12 protein-coding genes and 1 tRNA gene are annotated in these 17,140 nt (G+C 67.7%); 2 read left to right on the top strand and 11 right to left on the bottom strand.

The window, feature by feature from the left end:
• Nucleotides 1-163: 163 nt before the first annotated feature.
• The 11 genes from CHR28_RS16685 to CHR28_RS16630 all read right to left on the bottom strand — a co-directional run bounded on the left by CHR28_RS16685 (nt 164) and on the right by CHR28_RS16630 (nt 14,278).
• Nucleotides 164-4,063 (bottom strand): DNA-directed RNA polymerase subunit beta', encoded by a 3,900-nt coding sequence (locus tag CHR28_RS16685; protein WP_094054442.1) that lies wholly within the window; start codon nt 4,061-4,063, stop codon nt 164-166.
• 97 nt (nt 4,064-4,160) lie between these two features.
• Nucleotides 4,161-7,646, bottom strand: a complete 3,486-nt coding sequence (rpoB, locus tag CHR28_RS16680; RefSeq protein ID WP_094054441.1) for a DNA-directed RNA polymerase subunit beta — start codon at nt 7,644-7,646, stop codon at nt 4,161-4,163.
• Between the two features lie 572 nt (nt 7,647-8,218).
• Nucleotides 8,219-8,608, bottom strand: a complete 390-nt coding sequence (gene rplL / locus CHR28_RS16670; protein ID WP_003998852.1) for a 50S ribosomal protein L7/L12 — start codon at nt 8,606-8,608, stop codon at nt 8,219-8,221.
• 115 nt (nt 8,609-8,723) lie between these two features.
• Entirely contained in the window at nt 8,724-9,254 is a 531-nt protein-coding gene (gene rplJ, locus CHR28_RS16665; RefSeq protein ID WP_094054440.1) for a 50S ribosomal protein L10, read from the bottom strand.
• Nucleotides 9,255-9,566: 312 nt separating this feature from the next.
• Complete coding sequence (locus tag CHR28_RS16660) at nt 9,567-10,397, bottom strand: DUF1396 domain-containing protein (RefSeq protein WP_094054439.1); 831 nt, start codon at nt 10,395-10,397, stop codon at nt 9,567-9,569.
• 90 nt (nt 10,398-10,487) lie between these two features.
• A complete protein-coding gene (locus CHR28_RS16655) occupies nt 10,488-11,342 on the bottom strand; it encodes a hypothetical protein (protein WP_094054438.1) in 855 nt (284 codons plus the stop codon).
• Between the two features lie 127 nt (nt 11,343-11,469).
• Nucleotides 11,470-12,195, bottom strand: a complete 726-nt coding sequence (rplA, locus tag CHR28_RS16650; protein ID WP_094054437.1) for a 50S ribosomal protein L1 — start codon at nt 12,193-12,195, stop codon at nt 11,470-11,472.
• A gap of 77 nt (nt 12,196-12,272) precedes the next feature.
• Nucleotides 12,273-12,707, bottom strand: a complete 435-nt coding sequence (gene rplK, locus CHR28_RS16645) for a 50S ribosomal protein L11 (RefSeq protein WP_094054436.1) — start codon at nt 12,705-12,707, stop codon at nt 12,273-12,275.
• 170 nt (nt 12,708-12,877) lie between these two features.
• Nucleotides 12,878-13,732: a transcription termination/antitermination protein NusG gene (gene nusG, locus CHR28_RS16640; RefSeq protein ID WP_094054435.1), complete on the bottom strand. Its 855-nt coding sequence runs from the start codon at nt 13,730-13,732 to the stop codon at nt 12,878-12,880.
• Between the two features lie 80 nt (nt 13,733-13,812).
• On the bottom strand, nt 13,813-14,097 hold the full coding sequence (secE, locus tag CHR28_RS16635; protein WP_094054434.1) for a preprotein translocase subunit SecE: 285 nt from the start codon (nt 14,095-14,097) through the stop codon (nt 13,813-13,815).
• A gap of 108 nt (nt 14,098-14,205) precedes the next feature.
• Nucleotides 14,206-14,278, bottom strand: a tRNA-Trp gene (locus tag CHR28_RS16630).
• Nucleotides 14,279-14,584: 306 nt separating this feature from the next.
• On the opposite strand from CHR28_RS16630, the gene CHR28_RS16625 reads away from it, so the two are divergent.
• Together CHR28_RS16625 and CHR28_RS16620 are read left to right on the top strand one after the other, a co-directional pair.
• A complete protein-coding gene (locus CHR28_RS16625) occupies nt 14,585-15,811 on the top strand; it encodes a pyridoxal phosphate-dependent aminotransferase (RefSeq protein WP_094054433.1) in 1,227 nt (408 codons plus the stop codon).
• Between the two features lie 160 nt (nt 15,812-15,971).
• The gene (locus CHR28_RS16620; RefSeq protein WP_094054432.1) at nt 15,972-17,003 is read left to right on the top strand and encodes an adenosine deaminase; all 1,032 of its coding nucleotides are present in this window, start codon (nt 15,972-15,974) and stop codon (nt 17,001-17,003) included.
• Nucleotides 17,004-17,140 lie beyond the last annotated feature (137 nt).

The raw sequence follows: 17,140 nt of genomic DNA, 5'->3' as shown, positions 1-17,140 counted from the left end.
ACGGGCTCCGCGTGTCGGCCACGAGACGGCCACAAGAGGCCCTCTGACGCCCTCGCAGGGCGGTCCTGACGGCGGGAACGCGTGGGACCCGCCGAAGGCTCGTCCGGACACGCCGAAGGGCGGTCACCCCGCAGGATGACCGCCCTCGGTTCAAGCGACTCGCTTACTGGTTGTACGGACCGTAGTCGTAGTCCTCCAGCGGAACGGCCTGGCCGGAGCCCGTGCCGAACGGCGAGTAGTCGATGTCGTCGTAGCCGACGGCCGAGTACATCGCGGCCTTGGCCTCCTCGGTCGGCTCGACCCGGATGTTGCGGTAGCGGGACAGACCCGTACCGGCCGGGATGAGCTTACCGATGATGACGTTCTCCTTGAGGCCGATGAGGCTGTCGGACTTGGCGTTGATCGCCGCGTCCGTCAGGACTCGGGTCGTCTCCTGGAAGGAGGCGGCCGACAGCCAGGATTCCGTCGCCAGCGAGGCCTTGGTGATACCCATCAGCTGCGGACGACCGGAGGCCGGGTGACCGCCCTCCTGGACCACACGACGGTTCTCGTGCTCGAACTTCGAGCGCTCGACCAGCTCGCCGGGCAGCAGCTCGGCGTCGCCGGACTCGATGATCGTCACACGGCGCAGCATCTGCCGGATGATGATCTCGATGTGCTTGTCGTGGATCGACACACCCTGCGAGTTGTAGACCTTCTGGACCTCGCCGACCAGGTGGACCTGGACGGCACGCTGGCCCAGGATGCGCAGCACGTCGTGCGGGTTGGTGGCACCCACGGTGAGCTTCTGGCCCACCTCGACGTGCTCGCCCTCGCTGACCAGGAGACGGGCGCGCTTCGAGATCGGGTAGGCCGTCTCGTCGCTGCCGTCGTCCGGCGTGATGACGATCTTCTTGGTCTTCTCGGTCTCCTCGATCCGCACGCGGCCGGAGGCCTCGGAGATCGGGGCGACACCCTTCGGGGTACGGGCCTCGAAGAGCTCGACGACACGCGGCAGACCCTGGGTGATGTCGTCACCGGCCACACCACCGGTGTGGAAGGTACGCATCGTCAGCTGGGTGCCGGGCTCACCGATGGACTGGGCGGCGATGATGCCGACCGCCTCGCCGATGTCGACCAGCTTGCCGGTGGCCAGCGAACGGCCGTAGCACATCGCGCAGGTGCCGACGGCGGACTCGCAGGTCAGGACCGAGCGGGTCTTGACCTCCTCGACGCCGCGGGAGACGAGCTCCTCGATGAGGACGTCGCCCAGGTCCGTGCCGGCCGGGGCCAGCACCTGACCGTCGACCACGATGTCCTCGGCGAGGCAGCGCGCGTACACGGACGTCTCGACGTCCTCCGCCTTGAGCAGGGTGCCCTCGGCGTTCCGGTCGGCGATCTTCAGACGCAGACCGCGCTCGGTGCCGCAGTCCTCCTCGCGGATGATGACGTCCTGGGAGACGTCGACCAGACGACGCGTGAGGTAACCCGAGTCGGCGGTACGCAGAGCGGTGTCCGCCAGACCCTTACGGGCACCGTGCGTGGAGATGAAGTACTCCAGCACGGACAGGCCCTCACGGAACGACGCCTTGATCGGACGCGGGATCGTCTCGTTCTTCGCGTTCGACACCAGACCACGCATACCGGCGATCTGACGCATCTGCATCATGTTGCCTCGTGCACCCGAGTTCACCATCATGAAGATCGGGTTGGTCTTCGGGAAGTTGTCGTTCATCGCCTCGGCGACCTCGTTGGTCGCCTTGGTCCAGATCGCGATGAGCTCCTGCGTGCGCTCGTCCTTGGTGATCAGACCGCGCTCGTACTGCTTCTGGACCTTCTCGTCCTGCGCCTCGTAGCCGCGGACGATCTCCTTCTTCGCCTCGGGGACGACGACGTCGGAGATCGCGACGGTGACGCCGGAGCGGGTGGCCCAGTAGAAGCCGGCCGCCTTCAGGTTGTCGAGCGTCGCCGCCACGATGACCTTCGGGTAGCGCTCGGCGAGGTCGTTGACGATCTCGGAGAGCTGCTTCTTGCCGACCTCGTAGTCGACGAACGGGTAGTCCTCGGGCAGCAGCTCGTTGAAGAGCGCGCGGCCCAGGGTCGTGTTCAGCCGGAAGCTGTCACCCTGCTGCCACTCGGGCTCACCCTCCTCGCGCGCCGGCGGGGTCCAGCCGCGCGGCGGGATGGTGCCGACCGGGAAGCGGACGTCGATCCTCGACTGGAGCGACAGCTCGCCCGCGTCGAAGGCCATGATCGCCTCCGCGACCGAGGCGAAGGAACGGCCCTCGCCCTTGAGGTCGCGCATCTCGCCGTCGGTGGTGAGGAAGAACAGACCGAGGACCATGTCCTGGGTCGGCATCGTCACCGGGCGGCCGTCGGCCGGCTTGAGGATGTTGTTCGAGGACAGCATCAGGATGCGGGCCTCGGCCTGCGCCTCCGCGGACAGCGGCAGGTGCACGGCCATCTGGTCACCGTCGAAGTCCGCGTTGAACGCGGTGCAGACGAGCGGGTGGATCTGGATGGCCTTGCCCTCGACCAGCTGCGGCTCGAAGGCCTGGATGCCGAGGCGGTGCAGCGTGGGCGCACGGTTCAGCAGAACCGGGTGCTCCGCGATGACCTCTTCCAGCACGTCGTACACGACCGTGCGGCCGCGCTCGACCATGCGCTTCGCCGACTTGATGTTCTGCGCGTGGTTCAGGTCGACCAGGCGCTTCATCACGAACGGCTTGAAGAGCTCCAGCGCCATCGCCTTCGGCAGACCGCACTGGTGCAGCTTCAGCTGCGGACCGACGACGATCACGGAACGCGCGGAGTAGTCCACGCGCTTGCCGAGCAGGTTCTGACGGAAACGGCCCTGCTTGCCCTTCAGCATGTCGCTGAGGGACTTCAGCGGACGGTTGCCGGGGCCCGTGACCGGGCGGCCACGACGGCCGTTGTCGAACAGCGCGTCCACGGCCTCCTGGAGCATGCGCTTCTCGTTGTTCACGATGATCTCGGGCGCACCGAGGTCGAGAAGCCGCTTCAGGCGGTTGTTGCGGTTGATCACACGGCGGTACAGGTCGTTCAGGTCGGAGGTCGCGAAGCGGCCACCGTCCAGCTGCACCATCGGACGCAGGTCCGGCGGGATGACCGGCACGCAGTCCAGCACCATGCCCTTGGGGCTGTTGCTGGTCTGCAGGAACGCGGAGACGACCTTCAGGCGCTTGAGCGCACGGGTCTTCTTCTGGCCCTTGCCGGTACGGATGATCTCGCGGAGCTTCTCGGCCTCCTCGTCGAGGTCGAAGGACTCCAGGCGCTTCTGCAGCGCCGCGGCACCCATCGAGCCGTCGAAGTACGTGCCGAAGCGGTCACGCAGCTCGCGGTAGAGCAGCTCGTCGCCCTCCAGGTCCTGGACCTTGAGGTTCTTGAAGCGGTTCCACACCTCGTCGAGACGGTCGATCTCGCGCTGCGCACGGTCGCGCAGCTGCTTCATCTCGCGCTCGGCACCCTCGCGCACCTTGCGGCGCACGTCGGCCTTGGCGCCCTCGGCCTCCAGCTCGGCCAGGTCGGTCTCGAGCTTCTTGGCGCGGGCCTCCAGGTCGGCGTCGCGGCGCTGCTCGATCTGCTGGCGCTCGACGGAGACGTGGGCCTCCAGCGAGGGCAGATCGCGCGTACGGCGCTCCTCGTCGACGTACGTGATCATGTACGCCGCGAAGTAGATGACCTTCTCGAGGTCCTTCGGGGCCAGGTCGAGCAGGTAGCCCAGACGCGACGGAACGCCCTTGAAGTACCAGATGTGCGTGACGGGGGCGGCCAGCTCGATGTGGCCCATCCGCTCACGGCGCACCTTGGCGCGAGTCACCTCGACACCGCAGCGCTCACAGATGATGCCCTTGAAGCGGACGCGCTTGTACTTGCCGCAGTAGCACTCCCAGTCCCGGGTCGGACCGAAGATCTTCTCGCAGAAGAGTCCGTCCTTTTCGGGCTTGAGGGTGCGGTAGTTGATGGTCTCGGGCTTCTTGACCTCGCCGTGGCTCCACTGACGGATGTCGTCAGCGGTAGCCAGACCGATCCGGAGCTCGTCGAAGAAGTTGACGTCGAGCACTATGCGTCAATCCCTCTCAGGGTTGTAAGTCTTTGGTCTGAAACGGGGGTCCTGGGGCCGGCGGGCCTTGGTCTGGCCAAGGCCCGCCGGACTCCCGTCAGACCTCTTCGACGCTGCTCGGCTCGCGCCGGGACAGGTCGATGCCGAGCTCCTCCGCAGCGCGGAAGACGTCCTCGTCGGTGTCACGCATCTCGATGGACATACCGTCGCTGGACAGCACCTCCACGTTCAGGCAGAGGGACTGCATCTCCTTGATGAGCACCTTGAAGGACTCGGGGATGCCGGGCTCGGGGATGTTCTCGCCCTTGACGATGGCCTCGTAGACCTTCACGCGGCCGGTGACGTCGTCGGACTTGATGGTCAGCAGCTCCTGGAGCGCGTAGGCGGCGCCGTACGCCTCGAGTGCCCACACCTCCATCTCGCCGAACCGCTGGCCACCGAACTGGGCCTTACCACCCAGCGGCTGCTGGGTGATCATCGAGTACGGGCCGGTCGAGCGGGCGTGCAGCTTGTCGTCGACCAGGTGGTGCAGCTTGAGGATGTACATGTACCCGACCGAGATCGGGTCCGGGAACGGCTCACCGCTGCGGCCGTCGAACAGCCGCGCCTTGCCGGTCGGGAGCACCATGCGCTCGCCGTCCCGGTTCGGGATGGTGTGGTTGAGCAGACCGGCCAGCTCGTCCTCGCGGGCACCGTCGAAGACCGGGGTCGCGACGTTGGTGCCGGGCTCGACCTTGTCGGCGCCGATGGCCTGCAGCCGCTGCGCCCACTCCTCCGCGAGGCCGGAGACGTCCCAGCCGCGGCTGGCGAGCCAGCCGAGGTGGATCTCCAGGACCTGTCCCGGGTTCATTCGGGACGGCACACCCAGCGGGTTGAGGATGATGTCGACCGGGGTGCCGTCTTCCAGGAACGGCATGTCCTCGATCGGCAGGATCTTCGAGATGACGCCCTTGTTGCCGTGACGGCCGGCGAGCTTGTCACCGTCGGTGATCTTGCGCTTCTGCGCGACGTAGACGCGCACCAGCTGGTTCACACCGGGGGGAAGCTCGTCGCCCTCCTCGCGGTCGAAGACGCGGACGCCGATGACCTTGCCGGTCTCGCCGTGCGGCACCTTCAGCGAGGTGTCACGGACCTCACGGGCCTTCTCACCGAAGATCGCGCGCAGCAGGCGCTCCTCGGGGGTCAGCTCGGTCTCACCCTTGGGGGTCACCTTGCCGACGAGGATGTCGCCGGCGATGACCTCGGCACCGATGCGGATGATGCCGCGCTCGTCGAGGTCGGCGAGGACCTCCTCGGAGACGTTCGGGATGTCCCGGGTGATCTCCTCGGGGCCGAGCTTGGTGTCACGGGCGTCGACCTCGTGCTCCTCGATGTGGATCGAGGAGAGGACGTCGTCCTGCACGAGGCGCTGCGACAGGATGATCGCGTCCTCGTAGTTGTGACCCTCCCACGGCATGAACGCCACGAGCAGGTTCTTGCCCAGCGCCATCTCGCCGTTCTGGGTGGCCGGACCGTCGGCCAGGACCTGGCCTTCGATGATCCGGTCGCCCTCGTTGACGATGACCTTCTGGTTGACCGAGGTGCCCTGGTTGGAGCGGGCGAACTTGGCCAGGCGGTACGTGATGTACGTGCCGTCGTCGTTGGCGGTGGTGATGTAGTCCGCGGAGACCTCCTGGACCACACCCGGCTTCTCGGCCTTGACCACGTCGCCGGCGTCGACCGCGGAGCGGTACTCCATGCCGGTGCCGACGAGCGGGGACTCGGACTTAATCAGCGGCACGGCCTGACGCATCATGTTCGCGCCCATGAGGGCACGGTTGGCGTCGTCGTGCTCGAGGAAGGGGATCATGGCGGTCGCGACCGACACCATCTGGCGCGGCGAGACGTCCATGTAGTCCACGTCCTCGGGGCCGACGTAGTCGACCTCGCCGCCCTTGCGGCGGACGAGCACCCGGGCCTCGGCGAACCGCATGTCGTCACCGAGCGTGGCGTTGGCCTGCGCGATGACGAAGCGGTCCTCCTCGTCGGCGGTCAGGTAGTCGACCTCGTCGGTGACCTGGCCGTCGATGACCTTGCGGTACGGGGTCTCGACGAAACCGAACGCGTTGACCCGGCCGTAGGAGGCGAGCGAGCCGATCAGACCGATGTTCGGGCCTTCGGGCGTCTCGATCGGGCACATGCGGCCGTAGTGCGAGGGGTGCACGTCACGGACCTCGAAGCCGGCCCGCTCACGGGACAGACCACCCGGGCCGAGAGCCGACAGACGGCGCTTGTGGGTGAGACCCGACAGCGGGTTGTTCTGGTCCATGAACTGCGACAGCTGGCTGGTGCCGAAGAACTCCTTGATGGAGGCGACGACCGGCCGGATGTTGATCAGGGTCTGCGGCGTGATCGCCTCGACGTCCTGGGTCGTCATCCGCTCGCGGACGACACGCTCCATACGCGCCAGACCCGTGCGGACCTGGTTCTGGATGAGCTCGCCGACGCTGCGCAGGCGGCGGTTGCCGAAGTGGTCGATGTCGTCGGTCTCGACGACGATCGTCGTGCCGCTGTCCCCGACCGTCTCGGTCTCGCCGGCGTGCAGCTTCACCAGGTACTTGATCGTCGAGATGATGTCCTCGACGGTCAGGATGCCCGCGTCGAGCGGAGCGTCCGCACCCAGCTTCTTGTTGACCTTGTAGCGGCCGACCTTGGCCAGGTCGTAGCGCTTGGGGTTGAAGTAGAGGTTCTCCAGCAGCGTCTGCGCGGCCTCACGCGTGGGGGGCTCGCCCGGACGCAGCTTGCGGTAGATGTCGAGCAGCGCGTCGTCCTGGCCCTGGGTGTGGTCCTTCTCCAGGGTGGCGCGCATGGACTCGTACTCGCCGAACTCCTCGAGGATCTGCTCGGTGGTCCAGCCGAGCGCCTTGAGCAGGACGGTGACGGACTGCTTGCGCTTGCGGTCGATGCGGACACCGACCATGTCGCGCTTGTCGATCTCCATCTCCAGCCAGGCACCCCGGGACGGGATGATCTTGGCGGAGAAGATGTCCTTGTCGGACGTCTTGTCGATGGAGGAGTCGAAGTAGACACCGGGCGAACGGACGAGCTGCGACACCACGACACGCTCGGTGCCGTTGATGACGAAGGTGCCCTTGTTCGTCATGAGCGGGAAGTCGCCCATGAAGACCGTCTGGGACTTGATCTCGCCGGTCTCGTTGTTCGTGAACTCGGCCGTGACGAAGAGCGGGGCGGCGTACGTGAAGTCGCGCTCCTTGCACTCGTCGATCGAGTTCTTCGGCGGCTCGAAGCGGTGGTCGCGGAAGGTCAGCGACATCGACCCGCTGAAGTCCTCGATCGGGGAGATCTCCTCGAAGATCTCCTCGAGCCCGGACTTGGTGGGGACGTCCTGACCGTTCTCGAGAGCCTCCTCGACCCGACTCTGCCAGGCGGTGTTGCCGAGCAGCCAGTCGAAGCTCTCGGTCTGCAGCGCGAGCAGGTTCGGAACCTCAAGAGGCTCCTTGATCTTTGCAAAAGAGATGCGCAGCGGGGCAGTGCTGGCGGCGTTGTTCGTATTCGCGGTCGAGGCGTTGCGCGAGGCGGCCAAGAGGGGGTCCTTCCGAGGGCTCGGACTCACTACGCGCGTACCGGCCCCTCTCCCGTACACGGAGACAAGCTGTGCCCACACGGCCGAAAGGCCAGGTCAGGCATGTCTTGTCATCGATGCTCGGGCGAGGGCAGACCCCTGGTGACGGGCAGGGGACAGCTAACAGGCAGCGCAAAGGGTCAGTGTAGCCACTTGGCACACTGATGTCCAGTGCGGGTTCTGGAACCCGTGTTCACCCTCGTTGTTCCACTCCTGCGACAAGGCCCTGCCCTCAACGCACGTTGATACTGCCCTCTTCGTCGCCGATCCATGCCTCGGATTGGATCCTTGTGACGACGCGTCCTGAGAATTGCGCGCTGCGTGCGGTTCGTCAAGGCCCCCCTGCCCGAACCCGGGCCGCCCGGAGACACGACGAAGATCACCATACCCCCCGCCACGGAGGCCGCAAGGCAACCGTGGCCGCACCCCGGGAACGCCGAAGAGCGACCACCCGGATGGATGATCGCTCCTCGGCGCTTACGCGTTACACGTCCTGAGGGACGCGTTGTGGATCCTGGCGGATCCCGGAGGTCTTACTTGACCTCGACGGACGCACCGGCGCCCTCGAGGGACTCCTTGGCCTTGTCGGCGGCCTCCTTGTTGACCTTCTCCAGAACCGGCTTCGGCGCACCGTCGACCAGGTCCTTGGCCTCCTTCAGGCCCAGGGAGGTGAGCTCACGCACGACCTTGATGACCTGGATCTTCTTGTCGCCGGCACCGGTGAGGATGACGTCGAACTCGTCCTTCTCCTCGGCGGCCTCGGCGGCGGCGCCACCAGCGGCACCACCGGCGACGACGACCGGGGCGGCCGCAGCGGCGGTGACGTCGAACTTCTCCTCGAACGCCTTCACGAACTCGGAGAGCTCGATGAGGGTCATCTCCTCGAACTGCGCGAGCAGGTCTTCCTGGCTGAGCTTCGCCATGATTGGCGGTCCTTCCACTAAATCGGCAGGTGCCGGATGTACATGTGAGGCGGGCGTACTACTGGCCCGCTACGGTCGCCGCGTTCAGGCAGCGGCGGCCGGGATGCGAGCCGAGTTACTCGGCACCGCCCTGCTCGTCCTGCTTGGCACGGAGCGCGTCCACGGTGCGGACGAGCTTCGACGGCAGCGCCTGGAAGACAGAGGCAGCCTGGGACTGCTTGCCCTTCATGGCACCGGCCAGCTTGGAGAGCAGAACCTCGCGGGACTCGAGGTCCGCAAGCTTCTTGATCTCATCGGCGGACAGCGCCTTGCCGTCAAGGACACCGCCCTTGATGATGAGATTCGGGTTGTCCTTGGCGAAGTCACGAAGACCCTTCGCCGACTCCACCGGGTCACCGGTGACGAAGGCGACGGCCGTCGGACCAGCGAAGAGCTGGTCCTCGAGCGTGATCCCGGCCTCATTGGCCGCAATCTTGGTCAGCGTGTTCTTCACCACGGCGTACTGGGCGTTCTCACCGAGCGAACGACGCAGCGTCTTGAGCTGCGCCACGGTGAGACCGCGGTACTCGGTCAGCACAGCGGCGTTGGAGCTGCGGAACTTGTCCGTCAGCTCGGCAACCGCGGCAGCCTTGTCGGGCCTCGCCATAGAGCCTCGGCCTCCTTCCGGGTGATTCGGACCGCGCGGACCCGAAGGAGGACTGGGGAAAACGAAACGCCCCGGCGCAAGCGCACGGGGCGTAGCTCGACCGGATTCACGCACGCACGAGGCGGCGCACTCCGGGAGCTTCTCCTGTGTCACCTGCGCGGGTCGTCCGCCGTTCAGCGGATCCTTCGGCCACCGCGCCCTCGATAAGAGCGCGCGGTAACGACCAGCGGTCTTTGGCTTCTGTAGGAGCGTACGGGAACGGGTCGCTGTCAAGCAAATCGCCCGTACGACGGACCGGCGGGGCCGGCCGGATCAGCTCGCGTCGAGGTCCTTGAACAGGTCGGCGAGGTCGGCGACGTCCTTGGCGGGCGGGGCCTTGATCTCCACCGGCTCGTTGTAGTCGAGGAAGGTGATGGTCATGTCGAGCGGGCCCTTGTCGGTGTCGCCCTTGGTGCGGAACTGCTTGGTGTGGTCGTCACCGTCGATCCACATGTCCATCGTGAGCTTGTCGACGCCCATCTTCTCGTACTGCTTGATGCTCTTCTCGCGCCGCTCGCGGGTCTCCGCGTCCTCCTTCTTGAGGGAGGCGCGCAGGTCGGCGAGGGTGACCGTGCCCGAGTAGTGGGTCGTCTCGACGCCGTCGACCTTCTCGGTGCCGACCTTCTTCACGTCCTTGGCACCCGTGAGGAAGGTGGACTCCGCCGCCGGGTTCTGCTCGGCCTGGCTGGGCGAACCCAGCTGGTCCAGTTCCTTGCCGGCCTCGGAGCCGGACAGGTCGAACTTCATCCAGGTCTTGCCGTCCATCTCCTTGGCCATCTCGGCTCCCCCACCGATGTACATGGCCTTGTCGACGAGGCGGATCTCCGTCTCCCCGGCGGCGGCCGCCTGGCCCGACGCCGAGACCTTCATGCTCATGGCGATCGTGGGCTTCAGGCGCATGGACGCCTCGCCCTTGACCTTGCCGGACTCCGGCGCCGTACCGCTCATGCGGTAGTGGAGGGACGTGATGTCTTCCGTGTTCTTCGCCGCCTTGGCGACGGCGGCGGCCGGGGTCATCTCCGGCGACTCCTCGGCTCCACAGCCGACCGCGCCGGCGGCGAGCAGCAGGGCACCGAGACCGGCGGCGGGTATGGACTTGTTCATTGATTCCCCCCAAGGAATGCATGCTTGCTGCACAGCAAGGCGGTGAGCCTATCCCAGTGGGGCACAAGTGATCTATCGGGATTCCGGGCCTCAGGGCCGCCCGGTCCCCTGCCTCAGGAGGTCCTCGAAATCCCCGGTGTCGGAGCGCGGGGGCCGCTCGGCACGGACCCGTACGCCGTAGTCGCCGTAGTGCGCGGTCTGGGTCATCAGGCCGTCGGGCATCCGCGCCTTCTCCACCTTCTTGACCAGGAGGTCGCGCTCGTCGACCCAGATGTCGACGGTCTCGGAGGTGACACCGGCCTCGGTGAGCCGCTTCCGCAGGCCGTCGTCGCTCACGTCCGCCGTGTCCACCGTGCCGGACCAGTGCGTGGCGGGCCGGCCGCGCACGGTCTCCTCGCCGGTCTTGCGGACGTCCCCGGAGGAGAGCAACAGCTGGACGGACTGGTGGGGCGTGGTGGAGCGCATCTGGTCGCCCAGGTGGGCGCCGGAGCCGCCGTCGAGGGCTTCGAGGTCGTCGTAGCCGTACCGGATCCAGCGCTTGCCGCCGGCCTTCTCGGCGAACTTCTCGCCCATGCGCGCGTAGTACGCGTCGGGCAGGTAGCGGGCCTCCATGGAGGTGGTGCCCAGCCGGCGCATGGTGTCGGCGATCGTGCCGCCGGTGTAGGTGATGGTCAGCGTGCCGGTGATGCCGTCGCGCCAGCCGAGGGTGCCGTCGGCGGTCATGGACATCAGCGAGCCCATGGTCGTCGTGGACTCCACCCGGGCGGAGCCGGCCCGCTCGGTGGCGCGCTCGGCGGAGCGCAGGGCCGCCAGGGAGCCGCCGCGCGGGGCGCGGTCGTCCGCGCCGGGGCGGTCGGCGGGGTCCGGGGAGGTGCAGGCGGCCACTCCCGCCAGCGCGGTCGCCGCGAGCGCCAGGCCCGCTCGGCGCACGGTCGTGCCCTGCATACGTCCCCCGTTCCCATCCGGTTCCCGCACGTTAACCCAGGCCGGGGACGCGCGTACCGGAAAAGGGAACGGGCCCCGCACCTGTGAGAGGTGCGGGGCCCGTGACCGGTTGCGTGAGCGTGCAGGCTCAGACCGCGGCCGGGTCCTCCTCGACGAGGAGGTTGCGGGTGCGGTTCGGGTCGAGCGGAATGCCGGGGCCCATCGTGGTGCTGATGGCGGCCTTCTTGATGTAGCGACCCTTGGCGGCGGACGGCTTCAGACGGAGGATCTCCTCCAGCGCGGCGCCGTAGTTCTCCACCAGCTTGGTGTCGTCGAACGACGTCTTGCCGATGATGAAGTGCAGGTTCGAGTGCTTGTCGACGCGGAACTCGATCTTGCCGCCCTTGATCTCGGTGACGGCCTTGGCGGTGTCGGGGGTGACGGTGCCGGTCTTCGGGTTCGGCATCAGACCACGCGGACCGAGCACGCGGCCGAGGCGGCCGACCTTGCCCATGAGGTCCGGGGTGGCGACGACGGCGTCGAAGTCCAGACGGCCCTTCGACACCTCGTCGATCAGCTCGTCGGCGCCGACGATGTCGGCGCCCGCGGCACGCGCGGCCTCGGCACGGTCACCGGTCGCGAAGACCAGGACCCGGGCGGTCTTGCCGGTGCCGTGCGGGAGGTTCACGGTGCCACGGACCATCTGGTCGGCCTTGCGCGGGTCGACACCCAGGCGGAAGGCGACCTCGACGGTGCCGTCGAACTTGGTCGTGGAGGTCTCCTTGGCGAGACGGACGGCCTCGAGCGGGGCGTAGAGCTTCTCCCGGTCGACCTTGGCGTCCGCAGCGCGAAGGGACTTGCTGCGCTTGCTCACTACTGCTCCTGTGGATTCTTAGGAGTCGTGGTCCGGGCCGAGCAGGCCCTGCCACTTCTGCTGATGGAGGTTGGGGCTCAGCCCTCGACCGTGACGCCCATGGAACGGGCGGTGCCGGCGATGATCTTCGACGCGGCGTCCAGGTCGTTGGCGTTGAGGTCGGGCATCTTGGTCTCGGCGATCTCGCGGACCTGCGCCTGGGTGATCTTGGCGACCTTGGTCTTGTGCGGCTCGCCGGAGCCCTTCTCGATGCCCGCGGCCTTCAGGATCATCTTGGCGGCCGGCGGGGTCTTCGTGACGAAGGTGAAGGAGCGGTCCTCGTAGACCGTGATCTCCACCGGGATGACCCAGCCACGCTGCGACTCGGTCGCGGCGTTGTAGGCCTTGCAGAACTCCATGATGTTGACGCCGTGCTGACCCAGCGCGGGGCCGACTGGCGGGGCCGGGTTGGCGGCACCGGCCTGGATCTGGAGCTTGATGAGCCCCGTGACCTTCTTCTTCTTGGGAGGCATAGCTCTCCGGGTCCTTTCGGTTCGGGTCCTGCCCGCGCCCGGGGACCACCCGGATGCAGGCATACCGCACAACGATAACGGGTATGGATGCGCGGCCAAAAACCGAGCAGGTCAGACAAGCGCCGGAGCGTTCGCCTGACCTGCGCGGAAGCTGTGGGTCCGGAAGAAAACTAGTTCTTCTGGATCTGGTCGAAGGAGAGCTCGACCGGCGTCTCGCGGCCGAAGATCTCCACGAGGCCCTTGACCTTCTTCGAGTCGGGGTTGATCTCGTTGATGGTCGCCTGCAGCGTGGCGAACGGGCCGTCGGTGACGGTGACCGAGTCGCCGACCTCGAAGTCCAGCACCTGGACCTCGACCTTGCGCTGCGGAGCCGGCTTGCCCTCGGCCTCGGCGGCCTCGCGGGCGGCCTTCTCCTCGGCCTCCGGGGCGAGCATCTTGACGATCTCGTCCAGGGTCAGCGGGTACGGGTCGTAGGCGTTGCCCACGAAGCCGGTCACGCCGGGGGTGTTGCGGACGACGCCCCAGGACTCGTTCGTCAGGTCCATGCGGACCAGGACGTAGCCCGGGAGCTTGTTCTGCTTGATCGTCTTGCGGTCGCCGTTCTTGATCTGGACGACCTCTTCCTGCGGCACCTCGGCCTGGAAGATGTAGTCCTCGACGTTGAGCGAGACGGCGCGCTGCTCCAGGTTGGTCTTCACGCGGTTCTCGTAGCCGGCGTAGGTGTGGATGACGTACCACTCGCCGGGCAGGACCCGCAGTTCCTCGCGGAGCTTCTCGATCGGGTCGCGGTCGTCCTCGGGCTCTTCCTCGGCCTCGGCCTCGGCCTCGACCTCTTCGTCGGTCTCCTCGACCGCTTCGTCGGTCTCGGTCTCCGCCTCGGCGGCGTCGTCGTCCGCGACGGCGTCGGCAGCCTCGACCTCGGGGGAGGTCTCGGTGTCCTCGCTGTCCGCGCCCTCGACGGTGTCGAGCTCGTCCTCGACGGACTCGACGGGCTCGATGGCGTCGTTCACGTTCGGGTCAGACACGGTGGCTGCTTCTTCCTGGATACATAGGGGTGGAACATGCGAAAGGAGCGCCGGGTACCTCGGCGCTCTTCGCGGGCTGCTCAGCCGAACACGTACTTGGCGGCGTGGCTGAGCCCATAGTCAATCACGGTGACCAGGCCGATCATGATGACGACGAAGATGATCACCACGGTCGTATACGTCGTGAGCTGGTTGCGGCTCGGCCAGACGACCTTGCGCAGCTCCGCGACGATCTGGCGGTAGAAGAGGGCGAGCCGCTTCAGCGGGCCCTTCTTTCCGCGCTTGCCGCCCTTGCGGGTCTTCTTGGACTCCGGCGCCTCGTCCTGGGCATCAGGCATGTCGATGGAGCCCACGGCGTCCGTCACTCGTCCTCACCTGATTCCGGGTCGTGGCCGTGCCGCGCCCGGTCTGAGCCGCACGGCGGTGCATTGCTGTACGTACATGCGCACACATCCTGGCGAAGGTGTGTGTAGCAGGGCCGGAGGGACTTGAACCCCCAACCGCTGGTTTTGGAGACCAGTGCTCTACCAATTGAGCTACGACCCTTTGTGTGTCCCCCAACGTACCGCATCCGTCCGGATGCCTGGTGTGCACCGGACGGGCGCGGCCTGCGAGAGGCCAACGAGGTGAGAGTGTACGTGGTCCGCGGCCGGTCGTCGAACAGATAGGGCCGCGGGACGGGCACGTTGGCGGAAGATCGCCTGCCGCGAGGGCACCGGATGCCGGGATATCGGCTGAAGATCGGCCTGGCCGCGCGCGGGATCCGGACTGGTGTTCAGGGGTCTGCCCGGCGTTGTTCAGTCTGTGAAACCCCCGTGCCGCCCTCGTTTCCTGTCTGAAACGATGGGGCCCATGAGCGCTGCAACCCCTCCCACCGAGCGCCGGGTCTCCGCCCGAGTCGGCGCGATCTCCGAGTCCGCCACCCTCGCCGTGGACGCCAAGGCCAAGGCCCTCAAGGCCGCCGGGCGGCCGGTGATCGGCTTCGGCGCCGGCGAGCCCGACTTCCCGACCCCGGACTACATCGTCCAGGCCGCCATCGAGGCCTGTAAGAACCCGAAGTTCCACCGCTACACGCCGGCCGGTGGCCTCCCCGAGCTGAAGGCCGCCATCGCCGCGAAGACGCTGCGCGACTCGGGCTACGAGGTCGACGCCTCGCAGATCCTCGTCACCAACGGCGGCAAGCAGGCCATCTACGAGGCCTTCGCCGCGATCCTCGACCCGGGCGACGAGGTCATCGTGCCCGCGCCGTACTGGACGACGTACCCGGAGTCGATCCGGCTGGCCGGGGGTGTCCCGGTGGAGGTCGTCGCCGACGAGACGACCGGCTACCGGGTGACCGTCGAGCAGCTGGAGGCGGCCCGTACGGAGAAGACGAAGGTCGTGCTCTTCGTCTCGCCGTCGAACCCGACGGGCGCGGTCTACAGCGAGCAGGAGACCGAGGCCATCGGCCGCTGGGCCGTGGAGCACGGCCTGTGGGTGCTGACCGACGAGATCTACGAGCACCTCGTCTACGGCGGCGCCTCGGCGGTCTCGCTCCCGGCGGTGCTGCCCGAGCTGCGCGACAAGTGCGTCGTGGTCAACGGTGTCGCCAAGACGTACGCGATGACCGGCTGGCGCGTGGGGTGGATCATCGGCCCGAAGGACGTGGTCAAGGCCGCGACGAACCTGCAGTCGCACGCCACGTCCAACGTCTCCAACGTCGCCCAGGCCGCGGCGCTGGCCGCCGTCTCCGGTGACCTGGACGCCGTGGCGACGATGCGTGAGGCGTTCGACCGGCGCCGCAAGACCATCGTGCGGATGCTGAACGAGATCGACGGCGTGGTCTGCCCGGAGCCGGAGGGCGCGTTCTACGCGTACCCGTCCGTGAAGGCGCTGGTCGGCAAGGAGATCCGGGGCAAGCGGCCCAAGGACACGGTCGAGCTGGCCGCGCTGATCCTGGAGGAGGCCGAGGTCGCGGTCGTGCCGGGTGAGGCGTTCGGTACGCCCGGGTACCTGCGGCTGTCGTACGCGCTGGGTGACGAGGACCTCGTCGAGGGCGTGAGCCGGATCCAGAAGCTGCTTGCGGAGGCCAGGGACTGACCTGCGCCTCACGTGAGGCGGTGGCGGGCCGTTCCCCTTGCGGGGAGCGGCCCGCTTCTCTTCGTGTGCCCGTGCCGGGTTCTTCGTCTGCCCGTGCGAGCAAGACCACGTTCGGGGAAACCGCTACCGGGACGGCTGAGGCGTGCGGCAGGATCTTTGGATGGAGCGTGTACGTGATGTCTCTGAGCTGCCGAAAGCCCATCTGCACCTGCACTTCACCGGGTCCATGCGGCCCTCGACGGTGCTGGAACTGGCCGACAAGTACGGGGTCCGGCTGCCCGACGCGCTGAGTGAGGCGCTGATCAGCGGCGAACCGCCGAGCCTGCGGGCGACGGACGAGCGGGGCTGGTTCCGCTTCCAGCGGCTGTACGACGCGGCGCGCTCGTGCCTGCGGGAGCCGGAGGACATCCAGCGGCTGGTGCGGGAGGCCGCGGAGGAGGATCTGCGGGACGGGTCGGGGTGGCTGGAGATCCAGGTCGACCCGACGTCGTACGCGCCGCGGCTGGGCGGGCTGATCCCGGCGCTGGAGATCATCCTGGACGCGGTGGAGACGACCTCGCGGGAGACCGGGCTCGGGATGCGGGTGCTGGTCGCGGCGAACCGGATGAAGCATCCGCTGGACGCGCGGACGCTGGCGCGGCTGGCGGTGCGGTACGCGGACCGGGGCGTGGTCGGGTTCGGGCTGTCCAACGACGAGCGGCGGGGCATGGCGCGCGACTTCGACCGGGCGTTCGCGATCGCCCGGGAGGCCGGGCTGCTGTCGGCGCCGCACGGGGGTGAGCTGACCGGGCCGGCGTCGGTGCGGGACTGTCTGGACGACCTGGGGGCGAACCGGCTGGGGCACGGTGTGCGGGCCGCGGAGGATCCCCGGCTGCTGAAGCGGCTGGCGGACCGGCAGGTGACGTGCGAGGTGTGCCCGGCGTCGAACGTGGCGCTGGGGGTGTACGAGAAGCCGGAGGACGTGCCGCTGCGGACGTTGTTCGAGGCGGGGGTGCCGATGGCGCTGGGCGCGGACGACCCGTTGCTGTTCGGATCCCGGCTGGCGGCGCAGTACGAGATCGCGCGGGTCCACCACGGCTTCACGGACGCGGAGCTGGCGGAACTGGCCCGGCAGTCGGTCCGCGGATCGGCGGCCCCGGAGGGAGTGAAGGAGGAACTGCTGGCGGGGGTGGACGCGTGGCTGGTGTCTTAGCGACCGAGGGGGCGGGTGCGCGTCTTCGCCTGACGGTGGGTTGTGGGTCGGGGCCGCGCCGGGGGGTGTCCGTCCTCGGAACGGCGCGATGGGGTTGCGTGCCGACTCACTGTCCGTCGACGCGCCAACCGCTGCGG

The organism is Streptomyces sp. XY006, from assembly GCF_002237655.1.
Lineage (GTDB): Bacteria > Actinomycetota > Actinomycetes > Streptomycetales > Streptomycetaceae > Streptomyces > Streptomyces levis.
This window is presented reverse-complemented; position numbering and strand designations above follow the sequence as displayed.